Genomic DNA, 18631 nt, shown 5'->3' with positions numbered 1-18631 from the left:
ACCCACTGATCAGACAATGAAGCCGCGCGCACAAAACAGAAAACCAACAAGGGGAACGACCATGACAATCAACAGACGCGAATTGCTTGGATACAGTGCCGCCGCACTCGGGGCCACGGCCATCGGCCTGCCGAAGATCGCCAAGGCGGCGGCCGGCGAACTGACCATCGCCTACAATGTCAACCTGCCGTCCTGGGATCCGACCACCGGACCTTCGGCGGTCAACCCGACCATCCAGGGCCTCTACCAGTCGGTGTTCGACCAGTTCATCCCGCAGAAGCCGGACCTTTCCTTCGCGCCGGGCCTGCTCACCGAATGGGGCTGGAACGACGACCGGACGAAAATCATGATGACGGTGCGCGAAGGCGTAACCTGGCATGACGGCTCGCCGTTCACGCCCGAAGACGTGGTCTGGTCGTTGCAGCGGGCCGGCGACGAAAAGACCGGCAACCCCATCCAGTTCGTGTGGAAGAACGTCAACAACTTCAAGATCGACGGCAACAAGATCACGGGCGATGTCGTGCAGTTCGACCCGGTTTATTTCAAATGGATGTCGTTCCTGACCGGCTACATCCTGCCCAAGGCTTATTACGAGAAGGTCGGCGCCGAAGGCTTCGAGAAGGCTCCGATCGGCACCGGCCCCTACATGGTCGAGAAGTTCGAACGCAACGCCTTCCTGCGGCTGAAGGCTAATCCGAAATACTGGGGCGGCAAGCCGGCATTCGAGAACGTGACGATCAAATTCGTCACCGACGCTGCAAGCCGCGTCGCCGAGATCGAGTCCGGCTCCTCGCAGGTGACGCTCGAGATCCCCTATGAGGAGTATGACCGCCTGATCGCCAAGGACGGTCTGGCCGGCTCGATCAAGAATGTTTCCGACATCGGCATGATCTTCTTCAACGATATAGAGGCGATGCTGGACAAGAATGTCCGCCAGGCGGCCGTCATGGCGGTCGACAAGGAGCTTTTGGTCAAGCGGCTGCTGCACGGTTACGGCCAGCCGATCGACACACTTGAGACGCCGGAATACGCGGCCTACGATGCCTCGATCAAGGTCGGGCACGATCCGGAAAAGGCCAAGGAATTGCTCGCCGCTTCCGGCTATTCGCCGGAAAAGCCGGTCAAGTTCACTATCCAGACGACCAAGGGCTTCAAGCCCAAGGACTATGAGATGATCCAGGCGATCGTCGGCATGTGGCGCAAGGTCGGCATCGAGGCGACGATCGAGGTCTACGAGATCGCCAAGCACTATGAGTTACGCGCCGCCGACAAGCTGGCGCCGGCGGCCTTCTACAATTGGGGCAACGCCATCGGCGATCCGACCACGTCGACCGGCTTTGCCATGTATGGCCCGAGCCCGCATTCGGTGTGGGACAGCCAGGACCTGATCGACATGATCAACCCGCTGTGGGGCGAGAAGGACGAGGCCAAGCGCATCGCCGGCTGGAAGGCCGTCGACAAATACATCGCCGAGCAGGCCTATGTGCTGCCGCTGATGCAGTACGCGCAGCCGATCGTGCATGCCAAGGGCGTCAACGTCGTCCAGCATGTGTCCGGCGCGCTGCTGCCGGCCCTGATGACCCCGGCCTGATATCGGCCTGGGCTTGCAGCGCGCCGTCCGCAGCGACGGCGCGCATCTTTTATCGGCATACGAGTCTCCGGGCTCCGGCAAAGATTTACATGCTCCTGCAACGATTCCTGATCCGTCTTTTGACGATGCTGATCACGCTGTTCGGCGTGGCCGTCGTCGTCTTTGTCGTGATCCGCGTCGCGCCCGGCGACCCGATCGCCATGATGCTGCCGCCCGGCGCGACGGATGCCGACATCGCCCGGCTGCGGGCGCTCTATGGACTCGACAAGACGATCCTCGAGCAGTTCTTCATCTGGCTGTCCGGCGTCGTCAGGGGCGATTTCGGCACCTCGATCTCGCTGCGTCAGGATGTGCTGGGACTGGTCTTCAACCGGCTGCCGGCGACGCTGGAACTTGCCATCGTAGCGCTTGTCATGGCGGTGGCGCTCGGCGGCACGACGGCGATCCTCGGCGCCCGCGAGCGAGGCACGGCGGTGGAAGCCGGCATCGACGTCGCCAGCGGTGCCGCGCTTTCCATTCCCGATTTTCTCTGGGGCCTGGTGCTGATCCTTTTGTTCGGCGTGCTGGTGCCGGTCTTCGACATTTCCGGCCGCGTGTCGCCGCAGCTCGACCTGCCCTTCGCCAGCCAGTTCTATCTGTTCGAGAGCATTTTGCGGCTGCGCCTCGACCTCACCTGGGATCTGCTGAAGCACATGCTGATGCCGGCGGTGGCGCTGGCACTGCCGCTGGCGGCGATCATCTCGCAGCTGTTGAAACAGTCGCTGAAGGAAGTGCTCGACCTCGACTATGTCGTGCTGGCGCGGGTGAAGGGTTTTTCGGAAACGCAGGTCATCCTGCGCGAGGCGTTGAAGAACGCCGCTTTGCCGACGCTGACCCTGGTCGGCGTGCAGTTCACCTTCCTGATCGGCGGCACGGTCATCGTCGAACGGCTGTTTTCCTATGAAGGCCTCGGCAACATGGCGATCGATGCCGTCATCAACCGCGACCTGCCGCTGATCCAGGGCATCGTGCTGGTCTTCGCGCTGCTCTTCGTGCTGATCAACCTCACCGTCGATATGATGTACGCGCTGCTCAATCCGAGGCTGCGCCATGGATAAGGCATCGAGACGCGGACTGAGCCCCAGGCTGTGGCTCGCCGGCGGTTGGCTGCTGCTGGCACTGCTGGCGGCGATCTTCGCGCCGCTGGTCGCGCCGCAGGATCCGTTGGCGCAGGACCTGATGCTGGAGCGCCTGCCGCCATTCTGGCTCGATGGCGCCGAGCCCGGCTATTGGCTGGGCACCGACAGCCTCGGGCGGGATCTGTTGTCCCGTCTGATCTTTGGCGGCCGCATCGCCTTCATCGTCGCCTTCGCCGCCGCCATTGCGGCGTGCCTCGTCGGCTCGACGCTGGGCTTGATATCAGGCTATTTCGGCGGTTGGGCCGACCGCATCATCTCGCGTATCGTCGATATCTGGATGGCATTCCCGCCTGTTCTGTTCGCCATCCTGCTGGTCGCGGTGCTGGGCACCGGCCTGAGCTCCGTCATCCTTGCCATCGCCATCATCGACTGGACGCGCTTCTGCCGGGTGATCCGGGCCGAGGCGATGGGGCAGTCGCGCATGGATTATGTCGAGAATGCCCGCATCGCCGGCTATGGCCGCATCGGCATCATGCTGCGCGAAGTGCTGCCCAATGTCGTGCCGTCGATCGTGGCGCTGCTGTCGCTGGAAATGGGCATCGCCGTCATCGTCGAGGCGATCCTGTCCTTCGTCAATCTGTCAATCTCGACCGACGATCCGACCTGGGGCGGCATCATCGCCGAGGGCCGGCTGTCGATCCACCAGGCCTGGTGGGTGCTGGTGTTCCCGCTGATTATGCTGATCCTCACCGTGCTGTCGTTCAGCCAGTTCGGCGAGGCGCTGAAGACGCGTTTCGACCCGGTGCTGCGATGAGCGCCTGTCTCGATATCAGGGAGTTGAGCTCCGTGCTGCCGAACGGCCAGCGTGTGCTGCGCTCGGTGTCGCTTTCCGTGCAGCCCGGCGAAGTCCGCGCGCTGGTCGGTGAAAGCGGCGCCGGCAAGACGATGATCGGCAAGGCGGTACTCGGTGTGTTGCCGTCGAGCGTGCGCATCGTCGAAGGCGACATGCTGCTTGAGGGTGAAGACCTCGGCAAGCTCCAGCCCAAGGCACGGCGCACGCTGATCGGCGCGCGCACGGCGCTGATCCCGCAGGATCCGCTGACCGCCCTCAACCCGTCGCGCCGCATCGGCCCGCAGATGACCGACCGGCTGGTGCGCATCCTCGGCTGGAGCGGCGAGAGGGCCGATACCCGAATTCGCCAGTTGCTGGACGAGGTGCAGATCCGCGATCCCGACCGCGTGCTGAAAAGCTATCCGCACGAGCTCTCCGGCGGCATGCGCCAGCGCGTGCTGATCGCCGCCGCCTTTGCCGCCGAGCCCCGGCTGATCGTCGCTGACGAGCCGACCACGGCGCTCGACGTCACCGTGCAGAAGCAGATCTTGCGGCTGATCGCTGCGTTGCAGCGCGAGCACGGCACGGCGATCCTGTTCGTCACCCACGACCTCGGGGTGGTCGCCAAGATCAGCCAGAAAGTGTCGGTGCTCTATGCCGGCAAGGTGGTGGAAGAGGCCGAAACGGCAAATCTGTTCGCCGCCCCGCAGCACCCCTATACGCGGGCGCTGATGGCGGCGACGCCGCGCTACACCGATCCCTTCGCTTCGCTGAAGCCGGTGGACGAGGCGGTGCTGGCCGGGCTTGCCGCCGAAATCACTGCCGCCGACCAGGCCTGGAGGCGCCCGCATGGTTGAGCCGCTGTTTTCCGTGCGCGGCCTGAAGGTCGCCTTGCCCGACATGACGCGCAAGCCGCTGATCGGCCGGGCGCCGCTGGCCGAGATTCTGAAAGGCCTGGACTTCGACTTTCCCAGGGGATCGGTGACCGGCATCGTCGGCGAATCCGGTTCGGGCAAGTCGACGCTTGGCCGCGCATTGGTGCGCCTGCTGGAACCGAGCGCCGGCAGCATCACCTTCGACGGCCTGGATGTCACCCATCTGCCGGAAGGGGAGCTGCGGCCATTGCGCCGCAATCTGCAGATGATCTTCCAGGATCCGATGTCGTCGCTCAATCCGCGCCGCACCATTGCCAGCATCATCGCCGCGCCGCTCAAGCAGAACGGCCTTGGCGACAATCTGAAAGCCCGTGTCGCGGAGGCCCTGCAGCGCGTCGGCCTGCCGCAGAGCTTCGCCGGCCGCTACCGCCACGAACTGTCCGGCGGCCAGCGCCAGCGCGTCGGCATTGCGCGCGCGCTGGCGCTGTCGCCGAAATTCGTGCTGGCCGACGAGATCGTCTCCGGCCTCGACGTGTCGACGCAGGCGCAGATCCTCACCCTGCTGGAGAAGTTGGCGGCGGACATGGGCCTGACGGTCGCCTTCATCAGCCACGATCTGTCGGTCATCCGACGCCTGTGCCAGCAGGTGATCGTCATGCGCGAAGGCATAATCGTCGAGGCAAGCGCCACCGACGCCTTGTTCGACAAACCGAGGCAGGCCTACACGCGCGACCTCATCGCAGCCATTCCACTGCCCGAAATCGATCCGGGCTGGCTGGACATTCCGGCCGCCGCGAAGGCCCCGACATGAAATGCATACGCGCGCCGAAAAGCGGGCCTCGGACGCGCGACGGCAAATGACGAAGTCCCGCCAATGGAGAGGACCGACATGAAGACGACATTTCGAAATGCGACGCTGGCAGCCGCGCTGCTGGGCAGCGCCGGCATCGCCACTGCCAGCTCGATCCCCGGCATGCGCGGGCACGACCACACCGGCATCACGGTTCCCGACATGAAGCAGGCGGTCGACTTCTTCACCGAGGTGGTCGGCTGCAAGAAGGCGATGTCGTTCGGGCCCTTCGCCGACGACAAGGGCACCTTCATGCAGGATCTTCTTGGTGTCGATCCGAAGGCTGTCATCGAGCAGGTCACCATGGTCCGCTGCGGCACAGGATCGAACATCGAACTGTTCAAATACACCGCGCCGGACCAGAAGGATTTGACGCCGAAGAACAGCGACATTGGCGGCTTTCACATCGCCTTCTATGTCGATGACGTCGCCGCCGCCAAAGCCTATCTCGACGCCAAGGGCGTCAAGACCAGATTAGGGCCGCTGCCGGTCAAGGAAGGGCCCGCCGCCGGCCAGACCATCCTCTACTTCCAGGCGCCATGGGGATTGCAACTGGAAGCGATCAGCTATCCCAACGGCATGGCCTACGAGAAGGGTGCCGAAACGGTCTTGTGGAGCCCAAAGAACCCGGAAAAGTAACCCTCCGAAGGCGCGCTTGCGGGACAACACGCAAGCGCGCTGCCGCCAGATCGGGATAAACGTTTCGACAAGAAACTTTAAGCTTGAAATAATTTTCGGCCGGCGCGATACTCAAGACCAGCAAGCGAAGAGGAGATCGCACGGATGAAAGTTGCGGTTCTCGGCGGCGGACCAGCCGGCCTCTATTTTGCCATCTCGATGAAGCTCAGGGACGCCGCGCATGATGTGACGGTGTTCGAGCGCAACCGCGCCGACGACACGTTCGGCTGGGGCGTCGTTCTGTCAGCCGAAACGCTCGACAATCTCGCCAGGAACGATCCGGTCAGCGCCGTCTGGATCAAGAAGCACTTTGCCTACTGGGACGACATCGCCGTGGTCCATGATGGCGTGCGCACTGTATCCTCAGGCCACGGTTTCTGCGGCATCGGCCGCAAGCGGCTGCTGATCCTGTTGCAGCGGCGGGCGCGCGAGCTCGGCGTCAAGCTGATGTTCGAGACCGACATTGCCGACCCCCGGCCCCATATGGAGACGCATGATCTTGTCGTCGCCGCCGATGGGTTGAATTCCCGGGCGCGCACCACCTTCGTCGACATCTTCAAGCCTGACATCGACACGCGCAAATGCAAGTTCGTGTGGCTCGGCACCCGCCAGAAATTCGACGACGCGTTTACTTTCATCTTCGAGAAGACCGAGCATGGCTGGGTGTGGGCGCACGCCTACCAGTTCGACAGCGACACCGCGACCTTCATTGTCGAGTGCAGCGAACAGACTTGGGCTGCTTTCGGCTTCGGTGCGATGTCGCAGCAGGAATCCATCTCCGTCTGCGAGCGCATTTTTGCCAAGCATCTTGGCGGCCACGCGCTGATGACCAATGCCAACCACATCCGTGGCTCGGCCTGGATAAACTTCCCGCGCGTGCTGTGCGAACGCTGGTCCTACAAAAACCTGGCGCTGATGGGCGACGCGGCGGCATCGGCGCATTTCTCGATCGGCTCGGGCACCAAGCTGGCACTGGAAAGCGCGGTGGCTCTGGCCGACTATGTCGAAACCGAACCGGACCTCGACGCCGCCTTCCGCAAATATGAGGATACGCGCCGCACCGAAGTGCTGAAGCTGCAATCGGCGGCGCGCAATTCGCTCGAATGGTTCGAGGAGGTCGAGCGCTATCTCGGCCTCGACCCGGTGCAGTTCAACTATTCGCTGCTGACCCGCTCGCAGCGCATCAGCCACGAGAACCTGCGGCTACGCGACGCCGAATGGCTTGAAAGCGCGGAGGAATGGTTCCAGCGCCAGGCCGGTGCCGGCGGCAACAGCCTGCGTCGCGCGCCGATGTTCGCGCCGTTCAAGTTGCGCGACATGCGGCTCAGCAACCGTGTCGTCGTCTCGCCGATGGCGCAGTACAAGGCCGTCGACGGCTGCCCGACCGACTGGCATTTCACCCATTACGCCGAGCGGGCCAAGGGCGGCGCCGGGCTCCTCTATATCGAGATGACCTGCGTCAGCCCGGAAGGGCGCATCACGCCCGGCTGTCCGGGCTTTTACGCGCCTGAACATGAGGTGGCATGGAAGCGGCTGGTCGATTTCGTTCACACCGAGACCGAAGCCAAGCTCTGCGCCCAGATCGGCCATTCCGGCGCCAAGGGTTCGACCCGGCTCGGCTGGGAAGGAACCGACGTGCCGCTGGCCTCCGGCAACTGGCCTGTCATGGCGGCCTCGGCGGTCGCGTGGTCGCCGCAGAATCAGGTGCCGAAGGCAATGGACCGCGCCGACATGGACAGAGTGCGCGACGAATTCGTGGCGTCGGCTGAGATGGCCGACCGCTGCGGCTTCGACATGCTGGAGATCCACGCCGCGCACGGCTATCTGCTGTCGTCCTTCATTACGCCGGTCACCAACCGGCGTACGGATGCGTATGGCGGTTCGCTGGAAAACCGCATGCACTATCCCCTGGAAATCTTCCGAGCAGTGCGCGCAGCCTGGCCGGCGCAGAAGCCGATCTCGATGCGCATTTCGGCCAATGACTGGGTCGGCATCGAAGGCGTGACGCCCGCCGATGCGGTCGAGATCGCGAGGCTGTTGCATGAAGCCGGCGTCGACATCTGCGACGTCTCGGCCGGCCAGACTTCGGCGCTGGCAAAGCCGGTGTACGGCCGCATGTTCCAGACGCCGTTTTCCGACCGCATCCGCAACGAGGTCGGCATGGCGACGATGGCGGTCGGCAACATCTATGAGCCGGACCATGTCAATTCGATCCTGATGGCAGGCCGCGCCGACCTGGTGGCGCTGGCACGGCCGCATCTCGCCGATCCTTACTGGACGCTGCATGCGGCGGTGACGCTCGGCGATCGTGGCGTCAAATGGCCGGATCCCTATCTGCCCGGCCGTGACCAGATCTACCGGCTGGCCGAACGCGACGCTGCGGCGGGGCTGAAAGTATGACGGCCGCAACCGCAATCCCCGGCAAGCATGCGCTGGTCACCGGCGGCGGTTCTGGTGTCGGCCGCGCCATCGCGCTGGCGTTGGCGAGTGCTGGCATCAACGTCACCATTTGCGGCCGGCGCGAGGCGGAGCTGGCCAAAGTGGCCGGCGAAAGCGACCGCATTTTCGCCATCACTGCCGATGTCACCGATGAGGCGGCGATGGCGACGCTTTACGAGACGGCGGAGGCCGCGCGTGGGCCGTTCGACATCGTCGTCGCCAATGCCGGGATGGCGGGCAGCACGCCGGCGCACAAGACGACGCTCGCCGATTGGCAGCGCACGCTCGACGTCAACCTGACCGGCGCCTTCCTGACCGTGAAGCCGGCGCTCGCCGGCATGGCCGAGCGGAAGGCCGGACGGATCGTCTTTATTGCCTCAACGGCTGGGCTGAAGGGCTACGCCTATGTCGCGCCTTACGTGGCGGCCAAGCATGGCGTCGTCGGCTTGATGCGAGCGCTGGCGGTGGAGACGGCGAAATCCGGCGTCACCGTCAACGCGGTGTGCCCGGGCTTCGTCGAGACAGAGATGCTGGAAGAATCCATCCAGCGCATCATCGAAAAGACCGGCCGCTCGGCCGAGCAGGCACGATCGAGCCTTGCCTCGACCAACCCGCAAGGCCGCTTGATCCAGCCGCAAGAAATTGCCGCCGCCGTGCTTTGGCTCTGCGGCGATGCGGCAGCGTCGATCACCGGCCAGGCGATTTCGATTTCAGGAGGCGAAACATGGTAGCCGGCCCCCTGCCCGCACCGTCGGGACCCGGCAAGGACCGGCTGCGTCTGTGGATCAGGCTGCTGCGCGCCTCGCGCACGATCGAAGCCGAACTGCGCGAGCGCCTGAAGAAGGAGTTCAATACAACGCTGCCACGCTTCGACGTTATGGCCGCGCTCTACCGCGTGCCGGAAGGCATGCTGATGAGCGACCTGTCACGCTTCCTGCTGGTTTCCAACGGCAATGTCACCGGCATCGTCGACCGGCTGGTTTCGGAAGGACTGGTCGCCCGCGCCCGCCGCAACGGCGACCGCCGGACCTCGATGGTGCGGTTGACCGAGGAGGGCTCGAAATCCTTCGCCATCATCGCCGCAGCGCATGAGGGCTGGATCGGTGAATTGTTGGGCAAGGTGAGCGAGGACGACGCGCGCCGGTTGACCAGCATGCTGACCTCGTTCCGCAGCAACTGGGAGGGACGCGAATGACCGCGATGGCCGGCCGCAAGCCGAAGCATTTCCTCTGGGAGGTCGAGGGCAGGATCGCCAAGGTCCGGCTCGACCGGCCGGAGCGCAAGAACCCGCTGACCTTCGACAGCTATGCCGAGCTGCGCGATACGTTCCGCGACCTCGTCTATGCCGACGATGTCGACGCCGTGGTGTTCCTCTCCAATGGTGGGAATTTCTGCTCCGGCGGCGATGTCCACGACATTATCGGCCCGCTGGTCAAGATGGACATGAAGCAGCTCCTGGCCTTCACCCGCATGACCGGGGATTTCGTCAAGGCGATGCTGAATTGCGGCAAGCCGATCATCGCGGCTGTCGACGGTGTCGCGGTCGGCGCCGGCGCCATCATCGCCATGAGCTCCGACATCCGCATCGCGACGCCGGAAGCCAAGACCGCGTTCCTGTTCACGCGCGTCGGCCTCGCCGGCTGCGACATGGGCGCCTGCGCGATCCTGCCGCGCATCATCGGCCAGGGCCGCGCCGCCGAACTGCTCTACACCGGCCGCACCATGACGGCTGCCGAAGGCGAGCGCTGGGGGTTTTACAACAGGCTTGTAGAGGCGGCTTCCTTGGAAGCGGACGCGCTCGACATGGCGGCGCGCATCGTTTCCGGCCCGACCTTCGCCCACGGCATGACCAAGACGCAGCTCAACCAGGAATGGTCGATGGGCCTCGACCAGGCGATAGAGGCGGAAGCCCAGGCGCAAGCGATCTGCATGCAGACGGGCGATTTCGAGCGGGCGTACAAGGCGTTCGTAGCCAAGGAAAAGCCGGTGTTCGGGGGGGATTGAGGATGATGCTCTCCGTGGAAAAGTCGGCGGGACAGCGCCCCCCTCTGTCCTGCCCGTCCTCCGCAGCTGCAGCGCAGCTGCTGCGGAGGGTGGACCGGACATCTCCCCCTCTAGGGGGGAGATTGGCAGCGTCGGCGTCGGCGCCGTTCCTGCAACGTTGGAGATTGGCGAAAGCGTGCGTGACAGCTGATCTCCCCCCTAGAGGGGGAGATGTCCGGTCCACCCTCCGCAGCAGCTGCGCTGCAGCTGCGGAGGACGGGCAGGACAGAGGGGGGCGCCATAGAGCGCAACGCTCGAAGCACTGCGGAGGCAGAAATGCCTGACCGCTCCTTCCTCTCCTGGCCCTTCTTCGAAGACCGCCATCGCGAACTGGCCCAGCAGCTCGACGCCTGGTGCACAAAAAACCTTCCCGTCGATCATCATGACGTCGACGCCGCTTGCCGCGAGCTGGTCGCGAAGCTCGGCCGGGACGGCTGGCTGAAACCGACCGCTCTCGATACCGACAATCCCGGTCCCCTCGATGTGCGCACCTTGTGCATCGCGCGCGAGACGCTGGCGCGGCATGACGGGCTGGCCGATTTCGCCTTTGCCATGCAGGGGCTTGGCACCGGCGCGCTCAGCCTGTTCGGCACGCCGGAACAGCAGCAGTGGCTTTCGAAGACACGCGCCGGCAAGGCGATTTCGGCCTTTGCTTTGTCGGAACCGCGCTCAGGCTCGGACGTCGCCAACACCGAAATGACGGCGACCCGCGATGGCGACAGTTATGTCCTGTCGGGCGAGAAGACCTGGATCTCCAATGGCGGCATCGCCGATCTCTATGTCGTCTTTGCCCGCACCGGCGAGGCGCCGGGCGCCAAGGGGCTCTCCGCCTTTCTCGTGCCGGGCGACGCCAACGGTCTTGGCATTGCGGAACGTCTCGAAGTGATCGCACCGCATCCGCTGGCGCGGCTCTCTTTCGACAAGGTCCGCTTGCCGGCCGCCGCACTGATCGGCAAGCCCGGTGAGGGCTTCCGCATCGCCATGTCGGTGCTCGACGTGTTCCGCTCGACCGTCGGCGCCGCGGCACTCGGCTTTGCCCGCCGCGCGCTCGATGAAAGCATCAAGCGGGTGGCCGAGCGCAAACTGTTCGGCGCGCCAATGGCCGAGTTGCAGATGGTGCAGGGCCATATCGCCGACATGGCGCTCGACGTCGACGCGGCGGCGCTTCTTGTCTACCGCGCCGCCTGGACCAAGGACATGGGTGCCGCCCGGGTGACACGGGAGGCGGCGATGGCCAAGCTGTTCGCCACCGACAAGGCACAAGACGTAATCGACAAGGCCGTGCAGCTGCATGGCGGCGACGGCGTCCGCAAAGGCCATATCGTCGAGAGACTGTATCGCGAGATCCGCGCGCTACGCATTTATGAGGGCGCTTCCGACGTGCAGAAGGTGGTGATCGCCAGGCAAGTGATGGGCGCGGCCTGACGGCAGAATTGACGGCATTCGTTTTTGGGAATTGGTTTTTGGACTACCGGGAGGTTTTGAATGCACGAGATCCTGCAGCCGGAAGGCTGGGCGAAACCTGTCGGCTATGCCAATGGCGTCGCCGCGCGCGGCAGGCTCGTCTTCGTCGGCGGCCAAGTCGGCTGGAACGGGCAATGCCAGTTCGAAACCGACGACTTTGTCGGCCAGGTGCGGCAGACGCTCGAGAACATCGTGGCGGTGCTGGCCGAGGCTAGTGCGGAACCCCAGCATATCACCTCGATGACCTGGTATTTCACCGACAAGGCCGAATATCTCGCCAATCTCAGGGGCATCGGCGAGGCCTATCGCGAGGTGATCGGCCGGCATTTTCCAGCGATGGCCGCCATGCAGGTGATGGCGCTGGTCGAGGACCGCGCCAAGGTGGAGATCCAGGCGACCGCCGTTATTCCGGAGTAAACTACGACCATTCCGAAATGAGCCGCATGCTTTGACAATTAGCGCAAAACGCCCATCGCTTCGTCATCCTGGGGCGGAGCAAGGAGCATAGCGACGCGGCGCAGACCCCAGGATCCATGCCGCGACTTCAGAGCGCTGCTGCGGTGCGGAAATTCTGCTCCGCTGCATTCCTCGGCCAAGGTCACGGGATGGATCCTCGGGTCTCCGCGACGGAGCTTCGCTCCTGCTTCGCCCGTGGATGACGAAGTTGGGGCTTCGGCCAATCCCGAAATGTTTGTTATGGTTTGCCGAAACGAATGATGAAAGCTTGGCTGACAACAGACCAACCGATCAAGTCGCTTTGTACCACTACTATTCGCGAAGGCCAACCTGCCTCAGCAGCGGCAGCACGTGGTCGCAGAAATAAGGCAATTCCCTGGTGTAGTTGACGAACGACAGCGCGATGCCATGGTAGCCGTGCCCGGCAATGGCGGCCATGTCGGCGGCAATCGTTTCGGGCGTTCCAATCAGCGGGAAGGTGCCGGCGCCGCCGGCGAAACGCTGCCGGTAGCGGTCATAGGCATGCGGGTCATGCGACTGCGAGAATTCCTTCTTGCCGGCCATATGAGCATCGACGGCATCGTGGTCGGCCAGATCGACGGCATAGCTGACATAATAGGCCTGCGCCTCTTCCATGGTCGGACGGCAGACGACATGCGCCACAGTGTAGACGCCGACATCGCGACCCGCCTTGTCGGCCCGCTCGCTGATGTCGGCGACATGCTTGCCGGCATCGCTCATTTCGGAAAAGGTCGTGAATAGATAATCACACCGGGCGGCGGCGAAATCGCGGCCCGGACCGCCGAAAGCGGCGTTCATGGTCACCGGCCGTGGCACCTGAAGGCTGGCCGGCCGGCTGACGGCTTCCTTGAGCCGATAATAGGTGCCTTCATAATCCAGCGGCTCGGCCGAAGCATACAGCTTTTCGAGGATTTCGATCCATTCGGCCGCCTGGTCGTAGCCCTTCTCGACCAGCGGCGTGCCGAACATGCCGAATTCCTTCGGGTTCCAGCCGCAGACGATGTTGAGGCCGGCGCGGCCCTGGCTGATGTGGTCGACCGTCGCCAGCGCCTTTGCGGCATAGAGCGGATGCACGAGCGGCACATGCACGGTCATGAACAGCCCGATCCGGTCGGTGGCAACACTGAGGGCCGCCGCCCAGGTGAAGGTTTCGAACGACCATTCGCGCACCTTGTTGCGGCCGCCAAAGCCGCGCCAGCGGGCGATCGGCAGCATGAATTCCAGCCCGGCACGGTCGGCGATCTGCGCCGCCGTCAGATTGTCCTGCCAGCTTGCCGTCCAGCGCTCCGGAACGTCGGTGATGGCCAGCCCGCCATCGGCATTGGCCGAAAAGACGCCAAGTTTCAATCTGTTCGGGCCGTGCAGGGGATGTGGTTTGTTCATAGTCTGGAACTCGCGGCGGGAGACCACACGCTAGGCCCGCGCGAAAATATTTCAAGCCTGAAATAGCTTCGCCTGAGCGCCGCTTACGGATATGGATTTGGGCCGGATAAGAAGGGGATGGCTATGAGCGAATTCCGCCAGAAATGCATCGGCAAGACCAACCTCGTCGGTTCCTTTGCCGCCATTCCCCATCCCGTCGCCGTCGAAGTGATGGCGCAGTCCGGCCTCGATTTCCTCTGTATCGATTGGGAGCATGCCCAGATCTCGCGCGACATGATCGAGACGATGGTGAGGGCGGCCGACGTCCATCGCGTGCCGGCCCTGGTGCGCGTTCCCGGCCATGCGCCGGAAGCCATCCAGGCGGCGCTGGACAGCGGTGCGCAAGGCGTGCTGATCCCGCGCATATCCACCGCGGCCCAGGCTGCCATGGCCGTCAGGGCCTCGCGCTATCCACCTTGGGGCGAGCGCGGCGTCGGACCTGGCCGGGCCGCCGGCTATGGCTACCGCATTCCCGAATATCTTGCCGGCGCCAATGACAGGATCGTCGTCGCGGTGCAGGTCGAAACCGCCGAGGGGCTGGCCAGCATCGAAGCGATCGCGGCGGTGGACGGCGTCGACGTGATCTTCGTCGGCCCCGGCGATCTCTCGGTTTCGATCGATGCAATCGGACCGAAGGGCGCCGACAAACTTGCCGATGCGATCCAAGGGACTATCGGCGTCGCGGTTGCACGAGGCAAAACCGCCGGCATTTTCTGTGCAACGCCGCAGGATGTCGCCCGTTGGGCGGCTATCGGCGCCAGCTTCTTCGTGCTGGCCAGCGATACGATGTTTCTCGGCGCAGGTGCGGCTGCCGGAAAAGCCTCGGCGAGCGCCGAATTGGCGGAAAACGTGCGCCGCTGACCCGCTTGAAATGCGTCGCGACAACAAAGCGACGCGAATTTTTAAGCTTAAAACTTTTATCTTGAAAACCACCGCGCTTTGGATAAGCATTCCAGCATAGAAGGCTACCGCCCTGCCGGACGGGCTTGCCCGCCAGTCCGTCGCAGTGCTGGGGTGAGGAGATCTGAGTCCTTGTTGTTTGTGCTGCCCCGGTCATCGTCCAGCGCGCTTCACGCGTGCGGCGGTGTGCGCACTCAAATCCGTGATCTGCATACAGACAATATCGCCAACCCTGCCGTGCGGGCACGTGAACTCGGCGATGTAATAGCGACCGTGCCCGATCGCACGGTCGCTGCCATGAATTGACGTTGCGCTGGGAGGCGGGGCGGCAAGAAAGCGTGCGGGGCTAGCCCCGCCCGATCGACACCAGAGGGAACACCCCAGAGGGAACAAAATGAGCCTGACCCGTCGCAATCTCATCCTGCTCGCCGCCGCCATCGGCATCGCCGCCGGCCCTGCGAGTGCCTATGCCGCCGATGTACTGAATGTCGGCGCCTACCCGACCAATCCGCCCTTCGAGTACAAGAACGAGGGCGGCACCTTCGAGGGTTTCGAAGTCGATATCGTCAACGAAGCGGCAAAGCGCGTCGGCATGACCACCGACATTGCCGACCTCGGCTTCCAGGCGCTGTTCGCGGCCACCACGTCGAAGCGCATCGATGTCGCCATCTCCTCGATCACCATCACGGCGGAACGGTTGAAGTCGCAATCCTTCACGCAGCCCTATTATGATTCCGACATGGGCATCGCCACCAAGACAGACAGCCCGATCAACGCCGAGGCCGATCTCAAGGGCAAGATCGTCGGCGTGCTGTCCGGCTCGACCGGCGAGACCTGGGTCAAGGCGCATCAGGAAGCCGACGGGTTCAGCGACGTGAAGGGCTACGACACGCAGCAGAACCTTTTGCTCGACCTCAGCGCCGGCCGCATCGATGCGGCTGTCAGCGACATTCCAGGCATGCAGTATTCCTTCACCAAGATGAAGGACCTGACGGTCAAGCAGCGCATCAAGACCGGCGAACAGTACAGCCTGATGCTGACCAAGGACCACCCGCTGCTCGGCAAGCTCAACGACGCGCTGACCGCGATGAAGAAGGACGGCACGCTGGCCACCATCCACAAGAAGTGGTTCGGCAGCGATGCCCCGGCCGATTCCTCGACCGTCAAGGAAATGCCGCTGCCGAAGGCCTGAGCGGCAACGCACTGAAATCGTGCCGGCTTTGCAGGCCGGCACGATTCATTTCGCGCGCTGGCGCCGGCTGCCGCGCAGGCCGTCTCGCCGCCGGCGAGGTCGATTGGTTTTAACTTTGAGCACCCTTTGCTCTGGGGTTCGGGAACGCTCCCATGTCGCTGCTGGACACCTTCTTCAACCCCGATGTCATCATGTCCAGCCTGCCGACGCTGCTGCGCGGTTTCCTGAACACGCTGCTGCTCGGACTGCTCAGCATCGGCATCGGCATCCCCATCGGCCTGGTGATCAGCCTGCTGCGGCTTTATGCAACGAAGCCGCTGCGTTGGCTCGCGGTCGGCTACACCGATATCTTCCGCGCCCTGCCGGTGTTGGTGGTGCTGATCCTGATCTATTATGCGCTGCCCTTCCTCGGCATACGCCTGTCGTCCTGGGCCTCGGCGGTGAGCGCGTTCGCCATCATCATGTCGGCCTATTCGGCCGAAGTGTTCCGCTCCGGCATCGAGAGCATTCCGCGCGGCCAGTTCGAGGCGGCGCAGGCGCTTGGCCTGCCGTTCCTGCTGACCTTACGCAAGGTGGTGCTGCCGCAGGCGGTCCGCGTGGTCATTCCGCCGATGACCAGCAATTGCGTGTCGATGTTCAAGGATACGTCGCTCGCCTCGACCGTGGCGCTGCCGGAACTCTTGAAGGAAGCGACCAACGCGCAGTCGCTTTACGCCAACCCCTCGCCGCTGATCGGCGCCGCACTCGTCTATCTCATCTTCCTCTGGCCGATGGTCCGCCTCGTCAGCCTGCTTGAACGCCGCTTCAAGACCGAGAAGACGCGCTGATCATCCAACCATCTGCAAAAACACTTCGCAGGAGACGACCCTTGAGCAATTCCCAGGCCACCGCCCCAGGCGGCTTCCCCGTCGACGCCATCCGCGCCATGTTCCCCGCCTTGCAGCGGGCCGGCGATTTCATCTTCCTGGACAACGCCGCCGGCGCGCAGATTCCCCAAAGCGTGCTCGATGCGGTGACCAACCATTTGGTTTCGCACAATGTGCAGCGCGGCGGCCGCTATGGCCGCAGCGTCACCGTCGACCAGTCGGTCGCCGACGCCCGCGAGAGCGTGGCGCTGCTGATCAATGCTTACAGTCCGTCCGAAATCTGCTTCGGCATGAACGCCACCTCGTTCATCCGCCTGGTCAGCCTCGGCATCGGCCAGATGCTCGGGGAGCGCGACGAGATCGTCGTCACCGACATGGACCACGACGCCAACATCGCGACATGGCTGGCGCTGGAGTCCGCCGGCGCCAAGTTTCAGTGGTGGCGCATGCGCGAGGACGGCAATCTGCATGTCGACGATCTACGCCCGCTTGTTTCCGATCGCACCCGTCTCGTCGCCTGCACGGTGACGGCGCATTCGATCGGCTCGATCGTGGACGTCGCCTCGGTAGCCAAGATCGCACATGCCGCCGGCGCCGAAGTGTTCCTCGACTGCGTGCATTACGGGCCGCACGGACTGATCGACGTGCAGGCCTGGGGTTGCGATTATCTCGTCTGTTCCGGCTACAAGAATTTCTCGCCGCATATGGGCTTCCTGTGGGGCCGCTTCGAAACGCTGAAGCGGCTGCCGACCTTCCGCGAGGATTTCATCCCCGACGAGCCGCCCTACAAGGTCGAGGCCGGCACCTTCATCTACGAGAACGTGTCGGGCATGGATGCGGCGGTGCAGTACCTGGAACTCATCGGCCGCAACCTTGCTCCGTCCAACAACCGCTCGCGGCGCGACAACATCGTTGCCGGCATGGGCGCGATCCGCGATTACGAGCTGCTGCTGGCGCGCGAGATGCTGGCCGTGCTGAAAGGGTGTGGCGCGACAATCTACGGCGTCGCCGATGAGGCCCGCATCAACGAGCGCGTGCCGACTTTCTGTTTCAATGTCGGCAAATTGTCGCCGCAGCGGGTCGTCGAGGAGATGGCAAACATGCAGATCGGCATCCGCGACGGCCACATGTACGCGCCCCGGCTGATGAAGCGCCTCAATTTGTCCATGGACAGCGGCGCCATTCGGGCCTCGCTGGTGCACTACAACACGGTCGATGAAGTGCACCGCTTCGGCGAGGCGCTGCAGGCCGTTATCGCGAAGCTGTCTTGAGCCATTTGGCTAGGGATGTATTGAGATTCAGGTAAAGCCGATTCCAAGGCAATTGGTGAAACGCATCAATGCCGAAGTGAGCGCTGCCCCTCATTGCCCTGCCGGGCATTTCTCCCCGTATAGAGACGGGGAGAAAGAGGCTGCCGCAATCTCGGCGCCATTCCTGCAACGCTGGAGATTGGCGAAACCAGCGATGAGAGCGTCCCTCTCCCCGTCGCTATACCTATCGGATTCACACATATTGCAGTCCGAGGTTGGCGCCGTATTTGATGGCGTGGAATTCGGCGAGGCCGATGCGCATGACCTTGGGGCCTGGCTTGCCGTAGTAGCCGGTCCAGCCGCCCAGGCGAGCGATGACCCAGGCTGCGAAGGCCAGGGAGCCTTTGGGATGGGGATTGCGTTGTCGCTCGGTCTTGCCCTCGAGCTTGGCTGAAACGGCTTCGAGAATGGGTCGGTCGTCCGGTTCGAAAGCATCGCTGAGGCGCTGATCGGTATTGCCGTCGCGAGCCAGCACGAGTTGCTTGATGGTGACGGCGGCGATCGTCGCAGCGGCGACGAAGTTGATCATGGCGTGCGGATCGCCGATGTCGGCGGCCTCGATATCGAAGCCTGC

General features: G+C 63.7%; 17 protein-coding genes and 1 pseudogene. 16 read left to right on the top strand and 2 right to left on the bottom strand.

All coding sequences use genetic code 11. The features are described 5' to 3' along the window. Window positions 1–61 precede the first annotated feature (61 nt). The 12 genes from NKI49_RS20320 to NKI49_RS20265 all read left to right on the top strand — a co-directional run bounded on the left by NKI49_RS20320 (window position 62) and on the right by NKI49_RS20265 (window position 12307). Complete coding sequence (locus NKI49_RS20320; protein ID WP_352607881.1) at window positions 62–1591, top strand: ABC transporter substrate-binding protein; 1530 nt, start codon at window positions 62–64, stop codon at window positions 1589–1591. Between the two features lie 89 nt (window positions 1592–1680). After that, window positions 1681–2688 (top strand): ABC transporter permease, encoded by a 1008-nt coding sequence (locus tag NKI49_RS20315; protein WP_352607879.1) that lies wholly within the window; start codon window positions 1681–1683, stop codon window positions 2686–2688. Beyond that, window positions 2681–3523: an ABC transporter permease gene (locus NKI49_RS20310; protein ID WP_352607877.1), complete on the top strand. Its 843-nt coding sequence runs from the start codon at window positions 2681–2683 to the stop codon at window positions 3521–3523. The genes NKI49_RS20315 and NKI49_RS20310 overlap by 8 nt, the downstream gene beginning before the upstream one ends. Continuing rightward, the gene (locus tag NKI49_RS20305) at window positions 3520–4398 is read left to right on the top strand and encodes an ABC transporter ATP-binding protein (RefSeq protein WP_352607875.1); all 879 of its coding nucleotides are present in this window, start codon (window positions 3520–3522) and stop codon (window positions 4396–4398) included. Before NKI49_RS20310 ends, NKI49_RS20305 begins: the two co-directional genes overlap by 4 nt. After that, window positions 4391–5227 (top strand): ATP-binding cassette domain-containing protein, encoded by an 837-nt coding sequence (locus NKI49_RS20300; RefSeq protein ID WP_352607872.1) that lies wholly within the window; start codon window positions 4391–4393, stop codon window positions 5225–5227. The genes NKI49_RS20305 and NKI49_RS20300 overlap by 8 nt, the downstream gene beginning before the upstream one ends. A 78-nt stretch (window positions 5228–5305) precedes the next feature. Further along, entirely contained in the window at window positions 5306–5905 is a 600-nt protein-coding gene (locus tag NKI49_RS20295) for a VOC family protein (protein WP_352607869.1), read from the top strand. Window positions 5906–6049: 144 nt separating this feature from the next. Beyond that, window positions 6050–8344 carry a bifunctional salicylyl-CoA 5-hydroxylase/oxidoreductase gene (locus NKI49_RS20290; protein ID WP_352607867.1) on the top strand — a complete coding sequence of 765 codons (2295 nt, stop codon included), beginning with the start codon at window positions 6050–6052 and terminating at the stop codon, window positions 8342–8344. After that, on the top strand, window positions 8341–9114 hold the full coding sequence (locus NKI49_RS20285; protein ID WP_352607865.1) for an SDR family NAD(P)-dependent oxidoreductase: 774 nt from the start codon (window positions 8341–8343) through the stop codon (window positions 9112–9114). The genes NKI49_RS20290 and NKI49_RS20285 overlap by 4 nt, the downstream gene beginning before the upstream one ends. Beyond that, window positions 9108–9578, top strand: coding sequence for a MarR family winged helix-turn-helix transcriptional regulator (locus NKI49_RS20280; protein WP_352607862.1), 471 nt, complete (start codon window positions 9108–9110; stop codon window positions 9576–9578). The genes NKI49_RS20285 and NKI49_RS20280 overlap by 7 nt, the downstream gene beginning before the upstream one ends. Beyond that, on the top strand, window positions 9575–10387 hold the full coding sequence (locus NKI49_RS20275; RefSeq protein WP_352607860.1) for an enoyl-CoA hydratase family protein: 813 nt from the start codon (window positions 9575–9577) through the stop codon (window positions 10385–10387). The genes NKI49_RS20280 and NKI49_RS20275 overlap by 4 nt, the downstream gene beginning before the upstream one ends. A 315-nt stretch (window positions 10388–10702) precedes the next feature. Further along, the gene (locus NKI49_RS20270) at window positions 10703–11851 is read left to right on the top strand and encodes an acyl-CoA dehydrogenase family protein (RefSeq protein ID WP_352607857.1); all 1149 of its coding nucleotides are present in this window, start codon (window positions 10703–10705) and stop codon (window positions 11849–11851) included. Window positions 11852–11911: 60 nt separating this feature from the next. Continuing rightward, window positions 11912–12307 (top strand): RidA family protein, encoded by a 396-nt coding sequence (locus tag NKI49_RS20265; protein WP_352607854.1) that lies wholly within the window; start codon window positions 11912–11914, stop codon window positions 12305–12307. A gap of 351 nt (window positions 12308–12658) precedes the next feature. Here NKI49_RS20265 and NKI49_RS20260 read toward each other — a convergent pair whose 3' ends face one another. Continuing rightward, window positions 12659–13750, bottom strand: coding sequence for an LLM class flavin-dependent oxidoreductase (locus tag NKI49_RS20260; RefSeq protein WP_352607852.1), 1092 nt, complete (start codon window positions 13748–13750; stop codon window positions 12659–12661). Between the two features lie 123 nt (window positions 13751–13873). On the opposite strand from NKI49_RS20260, the gene NKI49_RS20255 reads away from it, so the two are divergent. The 4 genes from NKI49_RS20255 to NKI49_RS20240 all read left to right on the top strand — a co-directional run bounded on the left by NKI49_RS20255 (window position 13874) and on the right by NKI49_RS20240 (window position 18018). Then, window positions 13874–14650 (top strand): HpcH/HpaI aldolase family protein, encoded by a 777-nt coding sequence (locus tag NKI49_RS20255; protein ID WP_352607849.1) that lies wholly within the window; start codon window positions 13874–13876, stop codon window positions 14648–14650. 433 nt (window positions 14651–15083) lie between these two features. Then, entirely contained in the window at window positions 15084–15881 is a 798-nt protein-coding gene (locus NKI49_RS20250; protein ID WP_352607846.1) for an ABC transporter substrate-binding protein, read from the top strand. 152 nt (window positions 15882–16033) lie between these two features. Then, on the top strand, window positions 16034–16708 hold the full coding sequence (locus tag NKI49_RS20245) for an amino acid ABC transporter permease (protein WP_352607843.1): 675 nt from the start codon (window positions 16034–16036) through the stop codon (window positions 16706–16708). A 41-nt stretch (window positions 16709–16749) separates the two neighbouring features. Then, on the top strand, window positions 16750–18018 hold the full coding sequence (locus NKI49_RS20240) for a cysteine desulfurase-like protein (protein WP_352607840.1): 1269 nt from the start codon (window positions 16750–16752) through the stop codon (window positions 18016–18018). Between the two features lie 232 nt (window positions 18019–18250). Here the strand turns inward: NKI49_RS20240 and NKI49_RS20235 are convergent. Further along, a pseudogene (locus tag NKI49_RS20235) lies at window positions 18251–18631 on the bottom strand (IS4 family transposase); the annotation flags it as partial.

This window comes from Mesorhizobium sp. M0587 (assembly GCF_040320945.1).
In the GTDB taxonomy this organism is placed as follows: Bacteria; Pseudomonadota; Alphaproteobacteria; order Rhizobiales; family Rhizobiaceae; genus Mesorhizobium.
Note: the sequence above shows the minus strand (reverse complement) of the source record. Positions and strands in the feature narration are given on the sequence as shown.